The organism is Mycobacterium hubeiense, from assembly GCF_002838065.1.
Lineage (GTDB): Bacteria > Actinomycetota > Actinomycetes > Mycobacteriales > Mycobacteriaceae > Mycobacterium > Mycobacterium hubeiense.
Genome location: NZ_PIZU01000106.1, coordinates 1 through 1,537 on the forward strand (window position 1 = coordinate 1; position 1,537 = coordinate 1,537).

The window sequence follows — 1,537 nt, forward strand, 5'->3', positions numbered from 1 at the left end:
CTACCCCCACGTGGTCACCCTGAATGCCTCCGAACAGTCCAAGAGCGACCTTCGTGGCCGGCCGATGTTCCACCACACCCGCGCGGCGATCGAGGCACACCTGACGATCGTGTTCACCGCTTTGGCCGTGGCCCACGCCATCCAGTCGCGCACCGGACTGTCAATCGCCAAGGTCGTCAAGCAACTCCGGCCGCTACGCAGCGCGACCATCAACATCAACGGATCGACCCAGACATTCCCGCCAGCCATTCCCGATGCTCAACGCAAGATTCTCACCGACCTCGGCATCAAACCGGGGTACTAGGCCAAATGTCCGAAGTCAGGTCCATCGCCGAGCCGAACAGTGTCTCGTGGATGGCGCGTCGCTCGGATTCATTTGCGGCGCAGGCATACATCTCGTCGAGGGTCTTGGGCGGGGTGCGAACTTCGAAGCGGCCGAGCGCTTTGCCGGGGCCGTGGCTCCAGGCGATCAGTTCAGTCGATGCAGATTGAGTCGCGGCATCGGTTCTCAATGCGCAGCCTGAGTTGCAGCCTTCCTCCGAGAGACCTGTTAGCCGTGACAGCTGACTACGATTTGCAAGCCATTGGCATCGATGGAGCCACCGGTGGCGATGGTGTCTTGGCGGCGCATGCTGCGGAGGAGGTCGAGGCCGCGGCGGGCCATTTGTTGACAGGTAGAGTCTGACATTGTGCAGTGCTCGGCGCCGGACATCCGTGAAACAGCCTTACCTCGTAGCTAGGGTTGCAGCCGCCGTCGTCTTGGTAAATCGATCGTCAATCGTTAAGACCCAAGTCGCGTTTCGCAGCATCGATGTACATGTTTCTCAGATCAGGGATGGCCGTCTCAAGGAGTGCCATGTCGTACGGCGACGGTGTGCCAGCCATGTCTGCGGCAGCAGCAGCGGTTACACGGAGTTGGCTGGCGGCGTCCCCGGCTGCGTCAGAAATAGGTTGACGTGCTGCGGCGAATGCGTTTCCGTAGGCATCATAGAAATCGATAACCAACCTATCGCGGAACACCATCGCTAAATCAATGACGTATTCCTGGGTAAACAGCTCTGCGTCTGAAATTGTTCCGTCGAGCCTTTGATAGGCAGCTTCCCAATCGCTAACTATCTTCTCGAGTTGCGCCGCAACCGCAGGGGTCGGACGCGGTTGGCCCTCTACAGGCGTAGGTAGCGAAAGTCTGAGGATCGTAAGCCGAGAGCGGGCGCTTTCGGATGCGTTTTGAAGGTTCGTCATTTCCTTCAATAGATTGGAATAGATATCAATACGCTGATCGCGTCGGTATTGTTCGACCGATTGTTCCTGCTGGGCCGCAATTGTCTCAGTGGTGTTCAGGAAAGTAACGCCTGACCCGAGTGCCACACCGATTAGGCTGACCATCGCACCACCAAGGGAAAGCAAGATCGTAGTCCGTCGGTCGCGCGGATGAGTGGCTGGCGCGGTAGGTTTGTGGTGTTCAACGGGTATCGGTTCGGGTGTGGCCGGTTCAGGGCTAGTGGTCCGTCTCAGTTATGGCTAACTACTTGTTCGA

General features: G+C 58.2%; 1 protein-coding gene and 2 pseudogenes. 1 reads left to right on the forward strand and 2 read right to left on the reverse strand.

Going from position 1 to position 1,537, the window contains the following annotated elements:
• A pseudogene (locus CWS39_RS28160) lies at nucleotides 1–304 on the forward strand (hypothetical protein); the annotation flags it as partial.
• Here the strand turns inward: CWS39_RS28160 and CWS39_RS28165 are convergent.
• A pseudogene (locus CWS39_RS28165) lies at nucleotides 303–476 on the reverse strand (NAD(P)/FAD-dependent oxidoreductase); the annotation flags it as partial. The pseudogenes CWS39_RS28160 and CWS39_RS28165 overlap by 2 nt on opposite strands.
• A 298-nt stretch (nucleotides 477–774) precedes the next feature.
• Nucleotides 775–1,368 carry a hypothetical protein gene (locus tag CWS39_RS28170; RefSeq protein WP_142386983.1) on the reverse strand — a complete coding sequence of 198 codons (594 nt, stop codon included), beginning with the start codon at nucleotides 1,366–1,368 and terminating at the stop codon, nucleotides 775–777.
• Between the last annotated feature and the right edge of the window lie 169 nt (nucleotides 1,369–1,537).